Source organism: Streptomyces naganishii JCM 4654, assembly GCF_014650575.1.
Classification (GTDB): domain Bacteria; phylum Actinomycetota; class Actinomycetes; order Streptomycetales; family Streptomycetaceae; genus Streptomyces; species Streptomyces naganishii.
In genome coordinates, this window is the sequence record NZ_BMVF01000019.1 from 108,137 (window position 1) to 129,914 (window position 21,778).

15 protein-coding genes and 1 pseudogene are annotated in these 21,778 nt (G+C 72.4%); 6 read left to right on the forward strand and 10 right to left on the reverse strand.

Features of this window, described 5'->3' with window-relative positions:
* Positions 1-27: 27 nt before the first annotated feature.
* From IE217_RS28215 to IE217_RS28240, 6 genes are all read right to left on the reverse strand, one after another.
* On the reverse strand, positions 28-1,227 hold the full coding sequence (locus tag IE217_RS28215) for a YncE family protein (RefSeq protein ID WP_190180780.1): 1,200 nt from the start codon (positions 1,225-1,227) through the stop codon (positions 28-30).
* The gene (locus tag IE217_RS28220; protein ID WP_190180781.1) at positions 1,227-2,045 is read right to left on the reverse strand and encodes a polysaccharide deacetylase family protein; all 819 of its coding nucleotides are present in this window, start codon (positions 2,043-2,045) and stop codon (positions 1,227-1,229) included. The genes IE217_RS28215 and IE217_RS28220 overlap by 1 nt, the downstream gene beginning before the upstream one ends.
* A 71-nt stretch (positions 2,046-2,116) precedes the next feature.
* A complete protein-coding gene (locus IE217_RS28225; RefSeq protein ID WP_190180782.1) occupies positions 2,117-2,620 on the reverse strand; it encodes an ATP-binding protein in 504 nt (167 codons plus the stop codon).
* A gap of 305 nt (positions 2,621-2,925) precedes the next feature.
* Entirely contained in the window at positions 2,926-3,693 is a 768-nt protein-coding gene (locus IE217_RS28230; RefSeq protein ID WP_190180783.1) for an enoyl-CoA hydratase/isomerase family protein, read from the reverse strand.
* A gap of 114 nt (positions 3,694-3,807) precedes the next feature.
* Positions 3,808-5,043, reverse strand: coding sequence for a L,D-transpeptidase (locus IE217_RS28235; protein ID WP_190180784.1), 1,236 nt, complete (start codon positions 5,041-5,043; stop codon positions 3,808-3,810).
* Between the two features lie 166 nt (positions 5,044-5,209).
* Positions 5,210-6,439, reverse strand: coding sequence for a L,D-transpeptidase (locus IE217_RS28240; protein WP_190180785.1), 1,230 nt, complete (start codon positions 6,437-6,439; stop codon positions 5,210-5,212).
* Positions 6,440-6,600: 161 nt separating this feature from the next.
* Between IE217_RS28240 and glgX the strand changes: the two genes are divergently transcribed.
* Complete coding sequence (gene glgX, locus IE217_RS28245) at positions 6,601-8,910, forward strand: glycogen debranching protein GlgX (protein ID WP_190180786.1); 2,310 nt, start codon at positions 6,601-6,603, stop codon at positions 8,908-8,910.
* Here the strand turns inward: glgX and IE217_RS28250 are convergent.
* From IE217_RS28250 to IE217_RS28265, 4 genes and pseudogenes are all read right to left on the reverse strand, one after another.
* A complete protein-coding gene (locus IE217_RS28250) occupies positions 8,886-9,578 on the reverse strand; it encodes a response regulator (protein WP_268249180.1) in 693 nt (230 codons plus the stop codon). The two genes, glgX and IE217_RS28250, sit on opposite strands and share 25 nt — an antisense overlap.
* Positions 9,568-10,813: pseudogene (locus tag IE217_RS28255) on the reverse strand (sensor histidine kinase). Before IE217_RS28255 ends, IE217_RS28250 begins: the two are co-directional and overlap by 11 nt.
* 25 nt (positions 10,814-10,838) lie before the next feature.
* A complete protein-coding gene (locus tag IE217_RS28260; RefSeq protein ID WP_190180787.1) occupies positions 10,839-11,573 on the reverse strand; it encodes an ABC transporter permease in 735 nt (244 codons plus the stop codon).
* A complete protein-coding gene (locus IE217_RS28265) occupies positions 11,570-12,475 on the reverse strand; it encodes an ABC transporter ATP-binding protein (protein WP_190180788.1) in 906 nt (301 codons plus the stop codon). Before IE217_RS28265 ends, IE217_RS28260 begins: the two co-directional genes overlap by 4 nt.
* Positions 12,476-12,683: 208 nt before the next feature.
* On the opposite strand from IE217_RS28265, the gene IE217_RS28270 reads away from it, so the two are divergent.
* The 5 genes from IE217_RS28270 to IE217_RS28290 all read left to right on the forward strand — a co-directional run bounded on the left by IE217_RS28270 (position 12,684) and on the right by IE217_RS28290 (position 21,772).
* Complete coding sequence (locus IE217_RS28270) at positions 12,684-14,618, forward strand: ABC transporter ATP-binding protein (RefSeq protein WP_190180789.1); 1,935 nt, start codon at positions 12,684-12,686, stop codon at positions 14,616-14,618.
* Positions 14,615-16,474, forward strand: a complete 1,860-nt coding sequence (locus IE217_RS28275; protein ID WP_190180790.1) for an ABC transporter ATP-binding protein — start codon at positions 14,615-14,617, stop codon at positions 16,472-16,474. Before IE217_RS28270 ends, IE217_RS28275 begins: the two co-directional genes overlap by 4 nt.
* 91 nt (positions 16,475-16,565) lie before the next feature.
* Positions 16,566-17,303, forward strand: coding sequence for an alpha/beta fold hydrolase (locus IE217_RS28280; RefSeq protein WP_190180791.1), 738 nt, complete (start codon positions 16,566-16,568; stop codon positions 17,301-17,303).
* A 507-nt stretch (positions 17,304-17,810) separates the two neighbouring features.
* On the forward strand, positions 17,811-19,859 hold the full coding sequence (locus tag IE217_RS28285; protein ID WP_190180792.1) for a M4 family metallopeptidase: 2,049 nt from the start codon (positions 17,811-17,813) through the stop codon (positions 19,857-19,859).
* A 254-nt stretch (positions 19,860-20,113) separates the two neighbouring features.
* Positions 20,114-21,772 carry a M4 family metallopeptidase gene (locus IE217_RS28290; RefSeq protein ID WP_190180793.1) on the forward strand — a complete coding sequence of 553 codons (1,659 nt, stop codon included), beginning with the start codon at positions 20,114-20,116 and terminating at the stop codon, positions 21,770-21,772.
* Positions 21,773-21,778: the final 6 nt, after the last annotated feature.

Consider the following 21,778-nt stretch of genomic DNA (forward strand, 5'->3'; position numbering starts at 1 on the left):
GGGCTTCCAGCGGGTGGAGACTCAAGCTCAGCGGAAGATGCCGGTGTGGCCGAGCGAGTAGCGGCCCGGCTGGGGGTAGACCGCGAGGCCGTGCGGGCCGCTGCCGACCTTGATGCGGGCCAGCTGCTCGCCGGTGCGGGTGTCGATGGCGTAGACCTCGGAGTTGTAGCGGCCCGAGAGCCACAGCACCTTGCCGTCGGCCGAGACTCCGCCCATGTCGGGACTGCCGCCGTGGGGCAGGCGCCACTTCTTGGTGAGCTTGTCCTGGGTGAAGTCGAAGACGGAGATGGTGCCCTCACCCCGGTTGGAGACGTACATCTCCCGGGAGTCGCGGCTGATGTAGAGGCCGTGGGCGCCCTTGCCGGTGTGCAGGAACGAGGGCTTGCCGAAGGTGGCGCCGTCCAGGATCCACAGGCCGTCGGCGACCATGTCGGCGACGTAGAACTTCTTGCCGTCGGGCGAGACCTTCACGTCCTGCGGCATGGCGCCGTGGAAGTCCAGCTTCTGCCGGCCGACGACCTCCATGCGCGCGGTGTCGACCTTGAGCAGCTCGCCGCTGAACTCGCAGGAGACGATGAAGTAGCGGCCGTCCAGGGAGAAGTCGGCGTGGTTGACGCCGGCGCAGCTGACCGGGACGGTCTTGACCCGCTTCATGGTGTGCGCGTCGCGGAAGACCAGCTGGCGGTCCTTGGAGGCCATCACCACGGCGTACTTGCCGTCGGGCGTGAAGTAGAGGTTGTACGGGTCGTGCACGTCGACGGGCTTGCCCGCCTTGCCGGTCTTCGGGTCGATGGGGGTCAGCGAGTTGCCGAGGTCGTTGTTGACCCAGAGGGTCTTCAGGTCCCAGGACGGCACGACGTGCTGCGGCTGGCGGCCCACCGGGATCGTCTCGATGACCTTGTACGTCGCCGGGTCGATGACCGTGACGGTGTCGGAGTTGGTGTTGGGGACGTAGATCCGGGACGGGAAGTCCTTGACCACGGGCGAGAGCTTGCCCGGGCGGTCGGCGGCGTAGACGTCGGTGGGATCCAGGACGGGCGGCATGCCGGGCAGGCCGTCGGTCTGCTGCTTGGGCGGCTGGGGATTGACGGGCGCCTTGCTGCCGAGCGCCTCGTCGGCGTGGTGGCCCGAGCCGCCGCTGTCGCAGCCGGACAGCGCGGCCAGCGCGGCGCAGACGGCGCCGGCGATCAGGGCGCGGGTGATGCGGGAGGGTGACGTGGAAGGCATCAGCTCAGCAGCTCCGTGGTGGTGACCGCGTGCAGTCCGCGGCGGTCGAGTTCTTTGAGTACGTCGGGGAGGGCGGCGACCGTGTCCGGGTACCCGAAGTGCATGCTGACCACGGAGCCGCCGCGGGCTTCGGCCAGAACCTTGCGGACGACGGCGGGGGCGCCCGGCCGGGTGTAGTCGAGGGAGTCGACGTCGTAGGAGAGCACGTGCGGGTATCCGGCGCCGTGCGCGAGCCGCTGGACCAGCGGGGAGGCGGTCGGGGCGCGGGAGGGGCGGAACCAGGTGCCGATGGACCCGGTGAGCCGCTTCAGGCGGTCGGCGCAGCCGGTGATCTCCGCGCGGGCGTCGGTCTCGGACATGGCGTTGACGGCCAGGTGGCGCTGGGTGTGGTTGCCGAGGTCGTGACCGCCGTCGAGGATCCGGCGGGCCATCTCGGGGTGCTCGTCGAGCCAGGTGCCGACGGCGAGCACGGTGAGGCGGGCCCCGTGCTTCTCGGCCGTGGCCAGCAGGGCGCGGGCGATCCCGGGGTCGCCCTGGCCGTGGAAGGTGAGGGCGAGGCGGGGCTTGTCGCGCGGGCCGTGGGTGATCTGGGCGGGCTCGCCCGGGAAGGCGCGCGGGGCGGGCGCGGCGAGCGGGGGGGCGGAGGTGCGCGCGTCCGTGTGCGAGGGGTCGGCGGCAGCACCGGAGGCGGCGGAGTCCGGGGCGGGGTGCGGGGCGGTGCCGGCCGCGGAACACCCGGCGCCGAGGACACCCCCGGCGACGAGCCCGGCCCCGGCCCTCAGCACACCGCGTCGATCGGTCGTGGTCACCCGAACCATTTAAGAGGGGCGAGGTAAGAAAACGGGCGATTCACACGTATGGAGCGCCGGGTGAGCCTCGGTCAGCGCGGTCAGCGGTCCGCCACGCGCATCTCGAACCAGGTGGTCTTGCCCCGGGGCAGCAGGTCCACGCCCCAGCGGTCGGCGAGTTTGTCGACGAGGAACAGGCCCCGGCCGCTGACGTCGAGTTCCTGAACGGGCATCAGGCAGGGCAGTCCCCGGGAGGGGTCGCGGACCTCTATGCGGATCCAGCCGCGGCGGCGGCGCATGCGCAGCCCGAACACCCGGGCGCCGGTGTGCCGTACGGCGTTGCCGACGAGCTCGGAGACGAGCAGGACGACGTCCTCCGCCAGCATCGGACTCAGTGCCCACTGCCGCAGGACCACGACCTGGGCGAGCCGGCGGGCGGTGGCGGCGGACTCGGGACGGGACGGGAGCGGAACCTCCGACTCCGTGGGGTTGCCGTACAGCTCCAGCGCCTTGAGCGCGCCTTCGTCCTCGACCGCTGGCGACCAGCGCGCCGCGGTCGCACGTGCCGGTCCCCGCGGCTGTCCCATGCCTTCCAGCCCCGCCATGCCCCCATCATGGCCGTCCCCAGGCCCCTCCGGGGCCGTTCCTGCGGAATACGCCCGGTCGGGGCCCCCTCGCACCCGCATTCGCCCGACATATGCCAAAGGCATTTCGGGGGTCGCCGCAACCTGGCTGACCTGCGTGGACGGGGTGCTTTACCGCGACTGGGCCGCTCCCCCGACAAGACACGCTTAAGGCTGCCTTAAGGCGGCCATAAACCGCCCCATCGGGGGAACCGGACCAGACACGGCGTCAACAGCAAGTGTCCTGCGGTCCCTTTATGTCCCCGCCCGTCCCAGGCGGATCCGGCTCAGAGGAACTTGGCCTTGCCCGGCCCCTCCTCCACGAAGCTGCGCATCCCGCGCTCGCGGTCCTCGGTGGCGAACAGGCCCGCGAACCAGTTCCGCTCCACGGCGAGTCCGGTCTCGATGTCGGTCTCCAGGCCCGTGTCGACCGACTCCTTGGCGGCGCGCAGCGCGATCGCCGGCCCCTTGGCGAGCCGGGCGGCCCACGCGTGCGCGGCCTCGTAGACCTCGCCGGCCGGGACGACACGGTCCACCAGGCCCAGCGTCAGGGCCTCGTCCGCCTTGACCTGACGGCCCGTGAAGATGAGGTCCTTGGCCTTGGAGGGGCCGATCAGCCGGGACAGCCGCTGGGTGCCGCCGGCGCCCGGGATCAGGCCGAGCAGGATCTCCGGCTGGCCGAGCTTCGCGTTCTCCCCGGCGATGCGGTAGTCGGCGCAGAGGGCGAGTTCGCAGCCGCCGCCGAGCGCGTAGCCGGTGACCGCGGCGACCACCGGCTTGGGGATGCGGGCCACGGCGGTGAAGGAGTCCTGGAGGGCGCGGGCGCGCAGGACCATCGCCGCGTGGTCCATCACCTGCATCTCCTTGATGTCCGCGCCGGCCGCGAACACCTTCTCCCCGCCGTAGATGACCACGGCGCGCACGTCCTCGCGGCGGGTGGCCTCCTCGGCGAGTTCCCTGAGCCGGTCCTGCGTGGCGACGTCGAGCGCGTTCATGGGCGGGCGGTCGAGGCGGAGGGTGCCGACACCGTCCGCCACTTCGAGGGTTACGGTCATGGGAAGCAGGTTAACGGCGACTAACGACAGCCGGCCCGGTGCGGTCGATCACACCGGGCCGGGGCGGTACGGGCCCACTCCCCCGGAGCCGTACGGGCCGTCAGGAGGGGGCGCTCACGCCTTCCACGCGTCCCAGGACATGTTCCAGCCGTTGAGCCCGTTGGCCGGGTCGACGGTGCGGTCGTGGGAGTTCTTGACGACGACCACGTCGCCGACCATCGAGTGGTTGAAGAACCAGGCGGCCGGCACCCCGCTGTCGTAGCCGCCGCGCACGTCGCGCAGGCCGACGCAGCCGTGGCTGGCGTTGTAGTTGCCGAAGGCGTCGCCGCCCCAGTAGTTGCCGTGGATGAAGGTGCCCGAGGTGGTCAGGCGCATGGCGTGCGGGACGTCCTTGATGTCGTACTCGCCGCCGTAGCCGACCGTCTCGCCGTTCATGCGGGTGACCGCCAGCTTCTCGCTGATGACCATCTGGCCGCTCCACGTGTCGTAGCCGGGCTTGCCGGTGGTGACGGGGATGGTCTTGACGACCTTGCCGTCGTGCATGACCTTCATCGTGTGCTTGGCCGCGTCCACGACGGAGACCTGGTCGCGGCCGATGGTGAAGGAGATGGTCTTGGTCTGCTTGCCGTAGACGCCGGGGCGGCCCTCGACGCCGTCCAGGCTGAGCTTGACGGTGACCTTGGTGCCGGCCTTCCAGTAGTGCTCGGGGCGGAAGTCGAGGCGGTCGTTGCCGAACCAGTGGCCCTCGACGTCGACGGCCGGCTCCGTCTTGATCTGGATGGCCTTCTTCACGGCGTCGGGGTGCGTGATGCCCCGGGTGAAGTTGACGGTGAAGGGCATGCCGACGCCGACCGTGGAGCCGTCCTCGGGCGTGAAGTTGCCGACGAAGGTGTTCTGCGGGGTCAGCGTGGTGAAGCTGGAGTCCTCGGCGGCCTGGCGGCCGGCGGAGTCCTTGGCGACCGCGTGGACGGTGTAGCGGGTCGAGGCGGCCAGGTGGGTGGACGGCGTCCAGGAGGTGCCGTCGCCGGACAGCGTCCCGGGTATCGCGGTGCCCTTGGCGTCCTTGACGACGACCTGGGTGAGCCGGCCCTTGCTCGCGCCGACCTTGAGCGTCCCGCTGGTGTCGACGGACTTGGCGCCGTCCTTGGGCGCGATGGTGACGACCGCCTGCGACTGCTTGCTCCGTTCCGTGCCGGAGCCCTTGCCCCCGCCGCCGGCTGACCCCGGGCCCGAGCCGCCCCCGCCGCACGCGGTGACCGCGAGGAGCAGCGCGCCCGACACGAGTGCCAGCGCCCCCCTGCGACGTCCCCGCGCGTCCACCGAAGCCCCCGATATCGGCCGCACGTTCAAGTTGTTCTCCCCTCCCCGGGCCGGTCCACGACCCGCGCCCCGGCGCGCCTCCCGCGCGCCCTGGCGCATAGTAACCACAAGGTCAGGGGCAAGTTGTCAGACGAATGTCACTGTTCCGTCCCAACTGCGACCACTCGTGGACCGGTTCCAGGGCCCACCCCGCCGGCTACTCGAGCGCGCTGCCCGCCTTCCACGCCTCCCATCCCATGTTCCACCCACCGAGGCCGTTGCCGGGAGAGACCTCCTTGTCATTGCTGTTGACGACTTCCACCACGTCACCGACCAGGCTGCGGTCGAAGAACCAGCCCGCCGGGGTCTGCGAGCCGCCTCCCTTGACGTCCTTCAGCCCCACGCAGCCGTGGCTGACGTTGACGCGGCCGAACGGGTCGGGCGTGGACCAGTAGTTGCCGTGCAGAAAGGTGCCGGAGTCGGTCAGCCGCATGGCGTGCGGGACGTCGGGGATGTCGTACTCGCCGCCGAAGCCGACCGTGCGGCTGTTCATGCGGGTGACCTCGAGCATCTCCATCACCACCATCTTCCCGTTGTAGGTGGTGTGTTTGGGCGCCCCGGCCGTGATGGGCACGGTGGCCAGCAGCTCGCCGTCGCGCCGCACCTGCATGGTGTGCGCGGCCGCGTCCACGAGGGAGACCTGGCTGCGGCCGATGGTGAAGGAGAAGGTCTTGTACTGGAGCCCGTAGACGCCGGGCGCCCCCTCGACGTCCCGCAGGCGCAGTTCCACGGTCACCTGGGTGCCCGGCTGCCAGTAGTGCCGGGGGCGGAAGTCGAGGCGGTCCTTGCCGAACCAGTGCGGCCGGATCTCCACCGGGGGCCTGGCGGTGACGTGGACGGCGCGTTCGACGGCGGCGCGGTTCGCGATCTCCCGGCTGAACGCCAGGGAGACGATCATCCCGGTGCCGACCACGGAGCGGTTCTCGGGGGTGACGTAGCCGATGAAGCGCTCGTCGGGGACGTAGGTGGTGAAGGTGGTGTGCCGGGCGGAGCGGCGGCCCGCGTCGTCCACGGCCACCACGTCGACGGTGTACTTGGCGGCCAGCGCGAGCCGGTCGTCGTCGGGCCGCCAGGTCCGGCCGTCGCGGGAGAGGTGCCCGGCGACCGGGGTGTCCTGCGCGTCCTGGGACTTGACGGCCCTGACGGACTCCAGGTGGCCGTCGGCGACCCGTACCCGCAGCTTTCTGCCGGGGCGCACGTCCTTGCTGCCGTCGTCCGGGTCGACGCGGATCACGTCCTTCGCCTCCGGCGGCTTGCCGAAGACCCCGTCCAGCCCGCCCGGGCCGCCCGAGGTGCAGCCGGCGGCCCCGGCCAGCAGTCCTGCCCATGTCAGTACGGCGGCCAGCGCGGCCCCCGCGCGCCGTGCGCGCCCTTGTGCATGCCTCACGGGCTGCCCAACGACCGGCCCGCCGCCGGGAAACGTGAGTGCGAGCCACGCTCTGGGCAGAACAGTGGGGAGAACCACGCGAGGGGGAGCCGCACCCGTCACCGAGCCGCGTCGGCTGGGGCGCCCCGCAGGCGAACGAGCCGGACAAAGGGGCCGACCAGGTGTCCAGCGCAGCCGAGCAGGAGGCGGTGGCGGGCGGGCGCGCCGCCGGGGACGCGCGCCCGTCCGCCGTCGTGAACGGCGGGCGCCGCGCCGTGCCACCCCCCGGCGTGCCCGTGCGGCCGGGTGCCGCCACCCCGCTGGGCGCCCGCTTCCGCATCGGCCCGGACGGCGTGGCCGGCACCAACTTCGCGCTGTGGGCGGGCGGGGCGGAGGCGGTCGAGCTGTGCCTGTTCGACGAGTCGGGCCGGGAGACGCGCGCCCGGCTCACCGAACTGACGCACGAGATCTGGCACGGCTTCGTGCCCGGCGTGATGCCGGGCCAGCGCTACGGCTACCGGGTGCACGGCCGCTGGGACCCGTGGACCGGCGCCCGCTGGAACCCGGCGAAGCTGCTGCTCGACCCCTACGCCCGTGCGGTGGACGGCGAGTTCGCGCTGCCGCCGGAGGTCTACGGGCACGTGCGGGACTGGCCCGACCAGTCGGTGGCGGACACCGTGCGCGACGAGCGCGACTCGGCGCCGTACGTCCCGAAGGGCGTCGTGGTGCACGACGACGACGACTGGTCGGACGACCGCAGGCCCAAGACCCCCTGGGCCGACTCGGTGATCTACGAGCTGCACGTGCGCGGCTTCACCAAGACGCACCCGGGCATACCCGAGGAGCTGCGCGGAACCTACGCGGGGCTGGCCCACCCGGCGGCGATCGAGCACCTGACACGGCTCGGCGTGACGGCGGTGGAGCTGCTGCCGGTGCACCAGTTCGCGCACGAGGACCACCTGCTCAGCCGCGGCCTGCGCAACCACTGGGGCTACAACTCCATCGGCTACTTCGCCCCGCACGCCGCCTACGCGGCCTCCGGCACCAACGGCCGGCAGGTCGGCGAGTTCAAGCGGATGGTGCGCGCGCTGCACGCGGCCGGCATCGAGGTGATCCTCGACGTGGTCTACAACCACACCGCCGAGGCGGGCGAGTACGGCCCCACGCTGTCCCTGAAGGGCATCGACAACCAGGGCTACTACCGCCTGCGGGCCGACGGCCGCCGCTACGCCGACTACACCGGCTGCGGCAACACCCTGCACGTCGTCCAGCCGCACGTGCTGCGCCTGATCACCGACTCGCTGCGCTACTGGGTGACGGAGATGGGCGTGGACGGCTTCCGCTTCGACCTCGCGGCCGCGCTCGCCCGCTCCATGCACGACGTCGACATGCTCTCCCCCTTCCTCGCCGTGATCGCCCAGGACCCGGTGCTGCGCCGGGTCAAGCTGATCGCCGAGCCCTGGGACGTCGGCTCGGGCGGCTACCAGGTGGGCGCCTTCCCGCCGCTGTGGACGGAGTGGAACGACCGCTACCGCGACGCCGTACGGGACTTCTGGCGGCACGCCCTGCCGGACGTGCGGGAGATGGGCTACCGCCTGTCCGGCTCCAGCGACCTGTACGCCTGGGGCGGACGCCGCCCCTACGCCTCCGTCAACTTCGTCACCGCGCACGACGGTTTCACCCTGCGCGACCTGGTGAGCTACGACCGCAAGCACAACGAGGCCAACGGCGAGGGCAACCGGGACGGCACCGACGACAACCGCTCCTGGAACTGCGGCGCGGAGGGCGAGACCGGCGACGAGCGGATCCTGGCCCTGCGCCGCAGGCAGCTGCGCAACCTGCTCACCACGCTGCTGCTGTCCACGGGCGTGCCGATGCTGGTGGCCGGCGACGAGATGGGCCGCACCCAGCACGGCAACAACAACGCCTACTGCCAGGACAACGAGACCGGCTGGCTGGACTGGAGCCTGCTCGGCGACCCGGGCTACGGACAGCTGACCGAGCTCACCGCCCGGCTGATCGCGCTGCGCCGGCGCCATCCGGTGCTGCGCCGCCGGGCGTTCTTCTCCGGCCGCCCGCACTCGGCGGACGGGCTGCGGGACCTGGCCTGGTTCACCCCGCGCGGCACGGAGATGACCGAACGGGACTGGTACGCCCCCGCGGCCACCCTCGGGATGTACCTGTCCGGCCGGGACATCCCGGGCCGTGACGAGCGCGGCGAGGCGATCGTCGACGACAGCTTCCTGACCGTCCTGCACGCGGGCGACCGCCCGGTGGGGTTCCTCCTGCCGGGGCCGCCCTGGGCGGAGCGCTACGAGGTGGTCGTCGACACCTCCCGCGAGGAGCAGACGCACCCGCCGGGCCTCACGCACCGCGCGGGCGCCGCGATCACGGTCCCGGCCCGCTCGGTGCTGCTGCTGCGGGTGCTCGGCCAGGGCCCGCTCGGCGGACGGGCCCCGGACGGGGATCAGCCGAGGATGCCCCGGTCGTAGGCCACGGCGACGGCGGCCGCGCGGTCGTTGACGCCGAGCTTGGCGTAGAGGTGGGTGAGGTGGGTCTTGACGGTCGCCTCGCTGATGAACAGCTCGCGGGCGATCTCGCGGTTGGAGGTGCCCCTGGCGACCAGGGCGAGGACCTCGCGTTCGCGGGCGGAAAGGGGCTCGTTGCCGGGGGCGGGGGCGCGGACGGCGGACACCAGGCGGGAGGCCACGGCCGGGGAGAGGACGGTACGGCCCTCGGCGGCGGCGCGGACCGCGGCGCACAGCTCGTCGCGCGGGGCGTCCTTGAGGAGGTAGCCGGTCGCGCCCGCCTCGATGGCCGGAATGGTGTCGGAGTCGGTGTCGTACGTCGTCAGGACCAGCACCTTGGCGCGGACGCCCCGCCGGGTCAGCTCCCGGATCGCGTCCACGCCCGAGCCGCCCGGCATGCGCAGGTCCATCAGGACGACGTCCGGGTCGAGTGCCGCGGCCCGCTCCACCGCCTCCACGCCGTTCGCGGCCTCGCCGAGCACCCGGAACCCGGGCGCCGACTCGAACATGCCGCGCAGTCCGTCGCGTACGACGGGGTGGTCGTCGACGATCACGAGGGAGACGGCGGCCGGCTCGCTGGCCGGGGTGGCGGCCGGGCCGGCGGCCGCGGCGGCGGTCGGGTCATCGGTCATGGCGGACCAACGGTACGCGAGCCGACAGGGCGGTGCCGAGCCCCGGCTCCGACTCGACGGTGAGCGAACCGGCGACGCGCTCGGCGCGGGCGCGCATGCCGGGCAGGCCGAAGCCGCCGGAGCGGGAGCGGACGGCCGGGGCGAGGAGGTCGAAGCCGGCGCCGTCGTCGCGGATGTCGAGGATGACCTCGTCGCCCGCGAAGGACAGGGTGACGCCGGCGCGGGTGGCGCGGGCGTGGCGCGCCACGTTGGACAGGGCCTCCTGCACGATCCGCAGGATGGTGGCGGCGACCTCGTCGTGGAGCTGCTCCGCGGTGCCGGTGAGCGTGAACTCGGCGCGCACACCGGTTCGTTCGCCCCACTCGGCGACCGTCTTCTTCAGGGCCTCGGGCAGCTGGTCGCTCTCCAGGGCCACCGGCGCCAGGTTGTGCACGGAGCGGCGGGCCTCGCCGAGGCTGTGCCGGGCCAGGCCGGCGGCGCGTTCCAGGTGGGTGCGGGCGGTGGGCAGGTCGGGGGCGTTGGCGACGACCTGGAGCTGGGCGATGATCCCGGTCAGGCCCTGCGCGATGGTGTCGTGGATCTCGGCGGCGAGCCTGCGTCGCTCGTCGGCGACACCGGCCTCCCGGGCCTGGACCAGCAGTTGCTCGTGCAGCGCCGCGTTCTCCTCCAGGGCCTGCTGCAACGCGGTGTTGGTGCGCTCCAGTTCGGCGATGGTCTCGGCCTGGACGCCGAGCCGTGTCTGCTCCTGCTCGGCGAACCGGGTGAACACACCGACCAGGCCCATGTTGACGGCCAGGACGAGGAAGAAGCCGAGCCACGGGATCAGCCCGTGCGGCGGCCAGCCGCCGATCTCGCTGCCGGCCATGGTGACGGCGGTCAGGAAGAGGCCGGGCAGCACCAGCCGGCGGGGCAGCTCGCGGGCGGCGGTGTAGTAGCCGGTCACGGCGTAGAAGGCGAAGAACGGGTTGGCCCAGCACGAAGGCGATGGCCCAGCGCAGCAGGAAGAGGCAGACACCGGTCCGGCTCGGGTCCGGTCGTTTCCGCTTCGCCCTCGCCCAGTACAGCTGGAGCACGGCGGCAGCGGGCACGAGGACGGCGCAGGCGATCACCCCGGCCCGGTCCATTCCGGTCAGGCGGGCGGAGAGCGTCCCCGTGACCACTCCCACGGCCAGCAGCGCCCAGGGCCCCCACGTGTCGAACGAGGCCCGGTACTGCTGGAGCGGGGTGTTCGTCATCCCCCCAGTCTCCGGCACGGCCCGCTCACTCCCAGCGGAACCAGCGCGCCGCCCCCGCCGTCAGCAGGACGGTCCAGGCGGCGAGCACGCCCAGGTGGCCCCAGCCGGGCCAGTCGCCGGCGGCGGCCTCGTTCAGGGCGCGGGCCGCCGCGCCGAACGGGGTCAGGCCGACCACCCGGGCGAGCGTGTGCGGCATCTCCTGCACCGGCAGCCACACGCCCGCGCAGAACATCATCGGGAAGAACACCGCCGTACCGATCGCGCCCGCGATCTTCGTGGTCCGGGACACCGCGGAGACCACCGCCCCGAGGGCGAGGGCGGCCGCGACCGCCAGGAGCAGGGCCAGCAGATAGCCGGCCGGCTGACCGGGCAGCGTCACGCCGAAGGCGAGCCGGCCGACGGTGAGCGCGAGCAGCGCCGAGCCCAGCGCCACCCCGCCCTGCACGGCCATCTGCGCGCCCAGCAGGGCGGAGGGCCGTACCGGAGTGAGCCGCATCCGGCGCAGGACGCCGCGCTCCCGGTGGCCGGTCAGGGCCTGGGGCAGCGACTGCACGCCCGACATGATCAGCGCGATCAGCACGGCGATGGGCGCGTAGGCGTCGACCGGCCGCAGCCCGCCCAGCGACTTGTCGGCCTCCCGGAAGGACGGGATCGAGCCGAGGATCGCCAGGAGCAGCGTGGGGAAGAGGAAGATCCAGAAGACGGCGCCCGGTTCGCGCCGGAACAGCCGGAACTCGGTGCGCAGGACTGCGGTGTTCACGCGGTGGTCTCCTTGGTGAGGTCCAGGAAGGCGTCGTCGAGGGTGGCGTCCACCACGCGGAGCTGGTGGGCGGTGACGCGGTGCCGGGCGAGCAGGGTGATGACCGAGTTCACGGTGTCGTCGGTGCCGGAGAGCGTGATCCGGCCGTCCTTGCGCTCGATGGAGGCGAGCCCGGGGAGGCCGGTGAGGTCGTCGTCGTCCAGCGGGGCGGACGGGGTGAAGCTGATGACGGTGGCGCCGGCCGAGCGGCGGATCAGCCCGGCCGGGGTGTCCAGGGCGGCGACGCGCCCCTGGTCGACCACCGCGATCCGGTCGCACAGCCGCTGCGCTTCCTCCATGAAGTGGGTGACGAGCAGCACGGTCACCCCGCCCGCGCGGACGTCCTCGATCAGCTCCCAGGTGTCGCGGCGGGCGCGCGGGTCGAGTCCGGTGGTGAGTTCGTCCAGGACGACGACGCGCGGGGCGCCGACGAGGGCGAGCGCGATGAACAGGCGCTGCTTCTGGCCGCCGGAGAGCCTGGCGAACCGGGTGGTGAGCCTGGCGGCCAGCCCGAGGCGCTCGGCGAGCGGCCGCCAGTCGGCCGGGCGGGGGTAGAAGGAGGCGTACATCTCGAGCGCCTCGCGCACGGTCAGCTTGGGCTGCAGTTCGGTCTGCTGGAGCTGGGCGCCCAGCACCTGCGCCACCCGCGCGTGGTCGGCGACCGGGTCGAGGCCGGTGACGCGGACCCGGCCGGAGTCGGGGACGCGCAGTCCCTCGACGCACTCGACGGTGGTGGTCTTGCCCGCTCCGTTCGGGCCGAGGACGCCGAAGATCTCGCCCTCCTCCACGGTGAAGGAGACGCCGTCGACGGCACGACGGCCGCCGTAGGACTTGCGCAGTTCACTGACTTCGATGACGGACATGGCAACAGGCTGGCGGCGGACGGGCCGTGCGGGCATCGGCCGACCCGCTCGAAGCCGCATCGGCCGATCGGATGATGCGGGGCTGCGACCCCCACCCGCGTGCCCGGGTCCGGGCGGTGGAACGCGCAGGTCGTAGGACCAGCGGCGGAGCGCGGTCCGGCCAAAACTCGGTGGGCGTTGTCAGTGGCGATCCGTAGTCTCGCTGATGATGCCCACGACACCTGACACCCCCGAGGACCCGTCCGTCCGCACCCGGCCGGCCGGCCGTTCGGCCGTTCGTACGCTGCTGCGCCTGTGGCCGTACGTCCGGCCGGTGCGCGCCCGGCTGTTCACCGCCGCGTTCGTGGCGGTCGTCGCCTCCTGCACGGGGCTGGTGATCCCGCTCGTGCTGAAGTGGATGGTGGACGGCCCCGTGGCCGGCCGGGACCCGGCCGGGGTGTGGCTCGGGGCGCTGTACCTGCTGCTGCTCGGGGTGGCGGAGGCTCTGCTGTTCGGGCTGCGGCGGTGGCTGGTGGCCCGGCCGCTGTCGCACGTCGAGGCGGAGATGCGGGCCGGTCTGTACCGGCACCTCCAGCGGCTGCCGGTCGCCTTCCACGACCGCTGGGCCTCGGGCCAGCTGCTGTCCCGGGGCACCACCGACCTGATGCTGCTGCGTCAGTTCCTCGCCTTCCCCCTGACGTTCCTCCTGGTCAACGGGGTGACGATCCTCGTCGGCGTGGGCGTCATGCTGCTCCAGGACTGGACGCTGGGGCTGGTGATCCTCGGTCCGGCGGTGCCGGTGGTCGTCATGTGCGCGCTGTTCGAGAAGCGGTACGCGTCGGTGGCGCGGCTGGCGCAGGACCAGGTCGGCGACCTGACGACGGTGGTCGAGGAGAGCGTGCTCGGCATCCGCATCATCAAGGGGTTCGGCCGGCACCGCAGCCAGGCGCGCGCGTTCCACGGGCTCTCGCGCACCCTGCGCGGCACCGAGCTGCGCAAGGCCCGGCTGCTGGCGACCATCTGGGCGGTCATCATGACCCTGCCCGAAATGGCCATCGGAGCGGCGCTGGTGGTGGGGGCGGTGCAGGTGGCGGACGGTTCGCTGTCGGCGGGCACGCTGGTGGCCTTCCTGTCCACGGCCCTCGCACTGCGCTGGCCGGTGGAGTCGATCGGCTTCCTGCTGGCGATGAGCCAGGAGGCGGCGACCGCGACCGAACGCTACTTCGAGGTCATGGACGAGGAGCCGGAGCGGCCGGGGCCCGCCGTCGCCGCCGTCTCCGCGGCCTCCGCGGCCGGGGGCCGCCCCGGCGCGGGCGGCGGTGACGGCGGCGGCGCGGCCGGCGGGCTGCGCTTCGAGAGCGTCCGCTTTCGCTACCCCGACGCCCCGCCGGACTCCCCGCCCGTGCTGGACCGGATCGACCTGCACATCCGCCCCGGCGAGTCCCTGGCCCTGGTCGGCGCGACGGGCAGCGGCAAGACCACGCTCACCGCCCTCGTCCCGCGTCTGCACGAGGTGACGTCGGGCCGTATCACGCTGGACGGCGCGGACATCACGGCCCTGTCCCGCGAGGAGCTGCGCGCGATGGTCGCCGTCGCCTTCGAGGAGCCCACCCTCTTCTCGGCGAGCGTCGGTGACAACGTGCTCATGGGCGCCGGCGACGGCGCGGGACCGGCCGAGCTGGAGCGGGCGCTGTCCGTGGCGCAGGCCGGTTTCGCGCACTCCCTGCCGCAGGGCACCGCGACCCAGGTCGGCGAGCAGGGCCTGAGCCTGTCCGGCGGCCAGCGCCAGCGCCTCGCGCTCGCCCGCGCCGTCGTGGGACAGCCCCGGTTCCTCGTCCTGGACGACCCGCTGTCCGCGCTGGACGTGCACACCGAGGCCGCCGTGGAGGCGGCCCTGCGCCAGGTCCTGGCCCGCACCACCGCCCTGATCGTGGCGCACCGCCCCTCCACGGTCCTGCTCGCCGACCGGGTGGCCCTGCTGTCCGGCGGCCGGATCACCGCCGTCGGCACCCACCACGAACTGCTGCGCGAGAGCGCCGAGTACGCCCATCTGATGACGGGCGCGCCCGCACCGCAAGAGCCCGCGCGGGAGGCACCCGCACGCGAAGCGCCCACACGGGAAGCGCCACCACGGGAAGAGGAAGAGGAGGACGACGACCGATGACGGCCCCCACCACGTCCGTCCCGGCCACCGGCGACGAGGAGGACCGGCCGCGCCCCGCGAGCGCCGGCGACCCCTTCGACCGCGACGTCCTGCCCACGCCCCCCGGGGCCACGTCCGCCCTGCTCCGCTCGCTGCTCGCGCCCATGCGGGCCCGGGTCGCCGGCACCACCCTCCTGCTGCTGCTCCAGCAGGCGGCCGTGCAGGCGGGTCCGCTGCTGGTGGCGTACGCCATCGACACCGCCGTACCGGCGTTCCGCGCCCACGACCACGGCCCGCTGATCGCGGTGGCGGTCGCCTACGTGCTGTCCGCGCTCGCCTCGGGCGGGCTCCAGTGGGCCTTCGTCGTCGCCTCGGCCCGGGTCAACCAGGACGTGCTGCTGGACCTGCGCGGCCGGATCTTCCGCCACGCGCAGGCGCTCAGCGTCGACTTCCACGAGCGCTACACCTCGGGCCGGCTCATCTCCCGCTCCACCACGGACGTGGAGTCGCTGCGCGAACTGCTCAGCGAGGGCCTCCAGGAACTGATCACGGTCATCCTGTCCTTCGTCTACATCTCGGCCATGCTGCTCTGGCTGGATCCCGGCCTCGGCGCGGTCGCGGTGGCGTCCTTCGGACCGCTCTACCTGCTGGTGCGGGCCTACCGGCGGCGCGCGGGCCGGGTGTTCCAGGAGCGGTCCACGGCGATCGCGGCGGTGATCGTGAAGTTCGTGGAGACGATGAACGGCATCCGCCCGGTGCGCGCCTTCCGCCGCGAGGCGGCCAACGACGCCGGCTTCCGCGTACTGAACCGGCGCCACGAGCGCACCAACGGCGACGCCCTGCTGGAGATGGCCCGTTACGTGATCGGCTCCCGCCTGGTGGCCAACACGGCGGTCGCGCTGATCGTGCTGTGGGGCGCCTACCGGGTCGCGGACGGCTCGCTGGAGCTGGGCGTGCTGGCGGCCGCGGTGCTGTACCTGCGCCGGCTGTACGACCCGATCGACCGGCTCGGCATGTTCCTGAACTCCTACCAGTCGGCGGCCGCCTCGCTGGAGAAGATCGCGGGCCTGCTCGCCCAGACGCCCTCGGTGCCGGAACCGGCCGCGCCGCGGCGCCTGCCGCCGCTCGCCTCGGAGCACCCCGGCCGCGAGGTGGTCTTCGACGGCGTGCGCTTCGGCTACCGCACCGGCGGCGAGGTGCTGCCCCGCTTCGACCTGACGATCCCGGCCGGGCAGACCGTCGCGGTGGTCGGCTCCACCGGCGCGGGCAAGTCGACCCTGGCCAAGCTGCTGGCCCGCTTCTACGACCCCTCCGGCGGCCGGGTGCTGCTGGACGGCGTGGACCTGCGCGAGCTGGCCGTGCCCGAACTGCGGCGCGGGGTGGTGATGGTGACGCAGGAGGCGTTCCTGTTCTCCGGCACGGTCGCCGACAACATCGCCATCGGCCGCCCCGAGGCCACCCGCGAGGAGATCGAGCGGGCGGCGAAGGCCATCGGCGCGCACGACTTCATCAGCGCCCTGCCCGACGGCTACGACACGGACGTACGCAAGCGTGGCGGCCGCATCTCCGCCGGGCAGCGCCAACTGGTGGCGTTCGCGCGGGCGTTGCTCGCCGATCCGGCGGTGCTGATCCTGGACGAGGCGACCAGCTCGCTGGACATCCCGGGCGAGCGGGCGGTGCAGCGGGCGATGGCCACGGTCCTGCGCGGCCGTACGGCGGTCGTCATCGCGCACCGGCTGTCCACGGTGGAGATCGCCGACCGGGTGCTGGTGATGGAGCACGGCCGCGTGGTGGAGGACGGCCGCCCGGCCGAGCTGACCGCCGGCACCGGCCGCTTCGCCACCCTCCACCGGGCCTGGCGCGACAGCCTCGTGTAGGCGGTGTCGTACCGGCCCGTCTCGTGTCGTCTCGTACAGGCCGTCTTCCATAGGCCGTGATCTGTCCTGTTCCCGGCCTAGCGTGACCGCCATGACGACCTACGTACTCCTCCCCGGATTCTGGCTCGGCGCGTGGGCCTGGCGCGATGTCGCCGCCGGACTGCGCGGGCACGGGCACGACGTGCGTCCGCTCAGCCTCACGGGAATGGGCGAGCGGGCGCACCTGGCCGGCCCCGGAACCGACCTCGCCACGCACGTCACCGACGTGCTGAACCTCATCCGCTACGAGGAGCTGCACGACGTGGTGCTGGTCGGGCACAGCTACGCCGGCGCGGTGGTGGTCCCGAGCGTGGCGGACCGGGTGCCGGAGCGGATCTCCCGGCTGGTGTTCGTCGACAGCGGCCCGCTGCCGGACGGCATGTGCCAGGCGGAGTTCACCGCGCCGGAGCAACGCGAGCGCGACGAGGAGCTGGTGCGCACGGCCGGGCACGGCTGGCGGCTGCCCCCGCCGCCGTGGCGCGAGCGGGCCGCCGCTCTGGGCGAGCTGTCCGAGGAGGCCCTCGACCGGCTGACGCGGCTGTCGGTGCCGCAGCCCTGGGCCACCGCGACCACGCCGGTCCGGCTGACCGGGGCCTGGAAGCGGCTGCCGCGGCTGCACGTGCTGTGCGGCTTCACGGCGGAGCGGATCCGGGCCATGGCCGCCACCGTGCCCGCCTTCAGGGAGATGGCGGACGGCGATTGGACCCACCGCGATCTGCCCGGAGGGCACTGGCCGATGTTAGACCGGCCGCGCGAGCTGGCGGCGATCCTGCACGAGGCGGCGGCCTGAGAGGCACCCCTCAGGGCTGGGGCCCGCGACTCCGGGCCCCGGGCCCACGAGTTCAGGCCTCGGGCCCGCGAGTTCAGGCCGCAGGCCCGCAAGTTCAGGCCGCAGGCCCGCAAGTTCAGGCCGCAGGCCCGCAAGTTCAGGCCGCAGGCCCGCAAGTTCAGGCCGCAGGCCCGCAAGTTCAGGCCGCGAGCCCGCGGCCGAAGACCGCGGGTCCGCGACCGGTTCGTATACCGAACATGAACATCCGGACAACGAACGAAATCCGGCCAAGTTCCTGACGCGCCCCTGACAAGGGCTGCGATCTCCTGCCACGCTTCCTTCGGCCCGCGTCGACGTCACCCCACAGCACCCCCACGGCACCCCCACGGCACCCCCACGGCAAGTCGGCTCGCCGCAGGCCCGCACGTCCGCACCTGGTTCCGCATTCCCTGTTCTGCCCGGACGGCCCACACCCCGTCCGGATCTCCCCTGGCCGCGCGACCCGCGGCCACGCAGAAGGAGTCAGTGTTGAGTAGCAAGAGCTCTCGCAGACGCACCTCCCACACCACCCCCCGCCGCACCGCGGGCCTCGCCCTCGCCGGTGTCGCCGCGCTGATCGCCGCGGCCGTCCAGACCGGCGCGGCCAGCGCCGCGCCCGCCCAGGCGCCCCACGCCGGAAAGGCCGACCCGGCCCATGTCGCCGTGAAGCTGACGCCCTCGCAGCGCGCCGAGCTGATACGCGACGCCGACGGCGCGAGGGCCCGCACGGCGAAGGACATCGGCCTCGGCGCCCAGGAGAAGCTGGTCGTCAAGGACGTCGTCAAGGACGGCGACGGCACCGTGCACACCCGCTACGAGCGCACCTACGCCGGCCTGCCCGTGCTCGGCGGCGACCTGATCGTCGACACCGCGAAGTCGGGGAAGACCGCGCGGGTCCTCAAGGCGACCAACGCGACCGTGAAGGTGGCGAGCCTGACCCCGGCCGTCGCCGAGTCGGCCGCCCAGAAGCAGGCCCTCCAGCGCGCCAAGTCGCTCGGCGACACCAAGGCCGCGGCGAACCCGTCCTCCCGCAAGGTGATCTGGGCGGCGAGCGGCAAACCGGTCCTGGCCTACGAGACGGTGGTCGGCGGCTTCCAGGACGACGGCACCCCGAGCCGGCTGCACGTCGTCACCGACGCGAGCACCGGCAAGGAGCTCTACCGCTACCAGGCCGTCGAGACCGGCATCGGCAACACCCAGTACAGCGGCCAGGTCCCGCTGACGACGACCCAGTCGGGATCGGCGTACACGCTCAACGACGGCGCGCGCGGCGGACACAAGACGTACAACCTCAACCGCGGCACCTCCGGCACCGGCACACTGTTCTCGCAGTCCAGCGACACCTGGGGCAACGGGACCACGTCGAACGCCGCCACCGCGGGCGCCGACGCGCACTACGGCGCCGCGGTCACCTGGGACTTCTACAAGAACACCTTCGGCCGCAGCGGCATCCGCAACGACGGCCAGGCGGCCTACTCCCGCGTGCACTACGGCAACTCGTACGTGAACGCGTTCTGGGACGACAGCTGCTTCTGCATGACCTACGGCGACGGCTCCGGCAACGCCGACCCGCTGACCTCGCTGGACGTGGCCGGCCACGAGATGAGCCACGGCGTCACCTCCAACACCGCGGGCCTCAACTACAGCGGCGAGTCCGGCGGCCTGAACGAGGCGACCTCCGACATCATGGGCACCGGCGTGGAGTTCTACGCCAACAACTCCACCGACCCCGGCGACTACCTCATCGGCGAGAAGATCAACATCAACGGCGACGGCACCCCGCTGCGCTACATGGACCAGCCCAGCAAGGACGGCGGGTCCAAGGACAGCTGGTACTCGGGCCTGGGCAACCTGGACGTGCACTACTCCTCCGGCCCGGCCAACCACTTCTTCTACCTGCTGAGCGAGGGCAGCGGCGCCAAGGTCATCAACGGCGTCAGCTACGACTCGCCCACGGCGGACGGGCTTCCGGTCACCGGCATCGGCCGGGACAAGGCGCTGCAGATCTGGTACCGGGCGCTGACCACGAAGTTCACCTCGACGACCAACTACGCGAGCGCCCGCACGGGCACGCTGGCGGCGGCGGGCGAGCTGTACGGCACCTCCAGCACCGAGTACAAGGCGGTGCAGGACGCCTGGGCGGCCATCGCGGTCGGCTCGCGCTCCGGCGGGGGCGGCCCGGGCGGCGGCTCGACGTTCGAGAACACCACCGACGTGCAGATCCCGGACCACGGTTCGGCGGTCACCTCGTCCATCAGCGTCACCGGCAGGAGCGGCAACGCGCCGTCGAACCTCCAGGTCTCGGTCGACATCGTGCACTCCTACCGGGGCGACCTGGTCATCGACCTGATCGGTCCGTCGGGCAAGGCCTACCGGCTGAAGAACTCCAGCGGTTCCGACTCCGCGGCCGACGTGCACGCGACGTACACGGTCAACGCCGCCACCGAGACGGCCAACGGCACCTGGAAGCTGCGCGTCCAGGACGTGTACACCTACGACACCGGCTACATCGACGGCTGGAAACTGACCTTCCCGTAAAGGCGGTCCGGTAGGGCCTGTGAACCCCAGGTCAGGGCGCCGTTCCGGAGGTCGAGGACCCGGAGCGGCGCCCGTTCACACGCTCGCAACATTCACCGCAGCGCCATTTTTCGGCCAACATCACTTCGGGGTCATGACATGTACGCGCCCTGGATGCCACTCTTCCACCACCCGCCGCACGAGCACAGCAACCTGACACCCGATCCGGCCCGGTGACCCCACATCGGCCGGAATCCCCCACAGAAGGAGCTTGTGTGACTCCCCGCTACGCGCGTCACAAGCGCACCACCCTGGCCGTCGCCACCACTGTCGCGGCCGGAGCCCTCCTGAGCACCGGTCTGGCCACCACCGCCTCGGCCCAGACCCCGGCCGACACGACCGGCCGGACCACCCTCGCCGCGGCCCCCGCCGCGCTCTCCGACTCCGCCCGCACCTCCCTGCTCGCCAAGGCCCAGGCGGACGCCGCCGACACCGCCCGGAACATAGGCCTCGGCGCCAAGGAGAAGCTGGTCGTCAAGGACGTCGTCAAGGACGCCGACGGCACCGTGCACACCCGCTACGAGCGCACCTACGCCGGCCTGCCCGTGCTCGGCGGCGACCTGATCGTCCACACCTCCAAGGCGGGCAGGACCGAGGGCGTCACCAAGGCCACCAAGGCAGCCATCAAGGTGGCCTCGCTCAAGCCGCAGATCGCCACCGCCAAGGCCGAGAAGCAGGCGCTCACCGCCGCCAAGGCCGCGGGCTCCGCGAAGGCCTCCGCCGACCAGGCCCCGCGCAAGGTCATCTGGGCGGGCAACGGCACCCCGGTCCTCGCCTACGAGACGGTCGTCGGCGGCCTCCAGGACGACGGCACCCCGAACCAGCTGCACGTCATCACCGACGCGGCCACCGGCAAGAAGCTCTACGAGTACCAGGGCATCGAGACCGGCACCGGCAAGACCCTGTACTCGGGCACGGTGACGCTCGGCACCTACAAGTCGGGCTCGACGTACCAGCTGTACGACACCACGCGCGGCGGCCACAAGACGTACAACCTCGCCCGCAAGACCTCCGGCACCGGCACGCTGTTCACCGACGCGGACGACATCTGGGGCACCGGCACCGCCTCCAGTTCCACCTCGGACCAGACGGCCGCCGCCGACGCCGCCTACGGCGCCCAGGAGACCTGGGACTTCTACAAGAACACCTTCGGCCGCAACGGCATCAAGAACAACGGCGTGGGCGCCTACTCCCGCGTCCACTACGGAAGCAACTACGTCAACGCCTTCTGGGACGACAGCTGCTTCTGCATGACCTACGGCGACGGCTCGAGCAACACCCACCCGCTGACCTCGCTGGACGTGGCCGGCCACGAGATGAGCCACGGCGTCACCTCCAACACCGCGGGCCTCAACTACAGCGGCGAGTCCGGCGGCCTCAACGAGGCGACCTCCGACATCTTCGGCACCGGCGTGGAGTTCTACGCCAACAACTCCTCCGACCCCGGCGACTACCTCATCGGCGAGAAGATCAACATCAACGGCGACGGCACCCCGCTGCGCTACATGGACCAGCCCAGCAAGGACGGCGCCTCCGCCGACTACTGGTCCTCCAGCGTGGGCAGCAAGGACGTGCACTACTCCTCGGGCGTCGCCAACCACTTCTTCTACCTGCTGTCGGAGGGCAGCGGCGCGAAGACGATCAACGGCGTCAGCTACAACTCGCCGACGTACAACGGCGCCAAGGTCACCGGCATCGGCCGCGCCAAGGCGCTGCAGATCTGGTACAAGGCGCTGACGACGTACTTCACGTCGACCACCAACTACAAGTCCGCCCGCACGGGCACCCTCTCGGCGGCGGCCGCGCTGTACGGCTCCGGCAGCGCCGAGTACAACGCGGTGGCGGCGGCCTGGTCCGCGGTCAACGTCAGCTGACGACCG

Excerpts from the sequence above, each read along its gene's own strand:
- IE217_RS28215 (WP_190180780.1), bottom strand. The coding sequence starts at position 1,227 with ATGCCTTCCACGTCACCCTCCCGCATCACCCGCGCCCTGATCGCCGGC.
- IE217_RS28220 (WP_190180781.1), bottom strand. The coding sequence starts at position 2,045 with ATGGTTCGGGTGACCACGACCGATCGACGCGGTGTGCTGAGGGCCGGG.
- IE217_RS28225 (WP_190180782.1), bottom strand. The coding sequence starts at position 2,620 with ATGGCGGGGCTGGAAGGCATGGGACAGCCGCGGGGACCGGCACGTGCG.
- IE217_RS28230 (WP_190180783.1), bottom strand. The coding sequence starts at position 3,693 with ATGACCGTAACCCTCGAAGTGGCGGACGGTGTCGGCACCCTCCGCCTC.
- IE217_RS28250 (WP_268249180.1), bottom strand. The coding sequence starts at position 9,578 with ATGACCGATGACCCGACCGCCGCCGCGGCCGCCGGCCCGGCCGCCACC.
- IE217_RS28265 (WP_190180788.1), bottom strand. The coding sequence starts at position 12,475 with ATGTCCGTCATCGAAGTCAGTGAACTGCGCAAGTCCTACGGCGGCCGT.
- IE217_RS28270 (WP_190180789.1), top strand. The coding sequence starts at position 12,684 with ATGCCCACGACACCTGACACCCCCGAGGACCCGTCCGTCCGCACCCGG.
- IE217_RS28275 (WP_190180790.1), top strand. The coding sequence starts at position 14,615 with ATGACGGCCCCCACCACGTCCGTCCCGGCCACCGGCGACGAGGAGGAC.
- IE217_RS28280 (WP_190180791.1), top strand. The coding sequence starts at position 16,566 with ATGACGACCTACGTACTCCTCCCCGGATTCTGGCTCGGCGCGTGGGCC.